This window comes from Vibrio sp. 2132-1 (assembly GCF_033344315.1).
On the sequence record NZ_JAWPON010000317.1, the window covers coordinates 1 to 714 of the forward strand.

Consider the following 714-nt stretch of genomic DNA (forward strand, 5'->3'; position numbering starts at 1 on the left):
ATCTCGTACTATTTAACTAGTTCATGATAGCAGCATCACGATTTAAGCAACTGATCACACAACCTATTTGTGAATTTGGGTATAAAAGTATCAATACTCTCATTTACTAGGACGTAACTAATGAAAAATTCTTTCGACCACAACATGCCCAACAATGAAGGATATTTTGGCGAATATGGTGGCAGCTTTGTCCCGCCAGAGCTTGAGCAAATCATGCGAGACATTAACGCCGCTTACGAAGAATGTTGCCAAGATCCAGAGTTCAAAGACGAGTTAGCTCGCCTTTATAAACACTTTGTCGGTCGACCTAGCCCTATTTTTCATGCAGCGAATCTATCTAAGAAATACGGTGCCGACATTTATCTAAAGCGAGAAGACTTGAACCATACTGGCGCTCACAAAATTAACCATTGTTTAGGTGAAGCCATCCTTGCGAAGAAAATGGGCAAAAAGAAACTGATTGCGGAAACTGGTGCTGGCCAGCATGGCGTGGCATTGGCGACTGCTGCCGCTTTGGTTGGATTAGAATGTGACATTTACATGGGCGAAGTCGATATCGCCAAAGAGCATCCGAACGTTGTCCGTATGAGAATCCTTGGTGCTAACGTGATTCCTGCCACGCACGGACGTAAAACGCTGAAAGAAGCCGTTGATGCTGCCTTTGAAGCGTACCTAAAAGATCCAGAAACTCAGCTTTATGCCATTGGTTCCGTA

1 protein-coding gene is annotated in these 714 nt (G+C 44.0%); it reads left to right on the forward strand.

Annotation, left to right across the window (positions count from 1 at the left end):
- Positions 1–120: 120 nt before the first annotated feature.
- Positions 121–714 (forward strand): pyridoxal-phosphate dependent enzyme (locus R8N47_RS25155; RefSeq protein WP_318186098.1); only part of this gene is annotated, 594 nt, incomplete at its 3' end.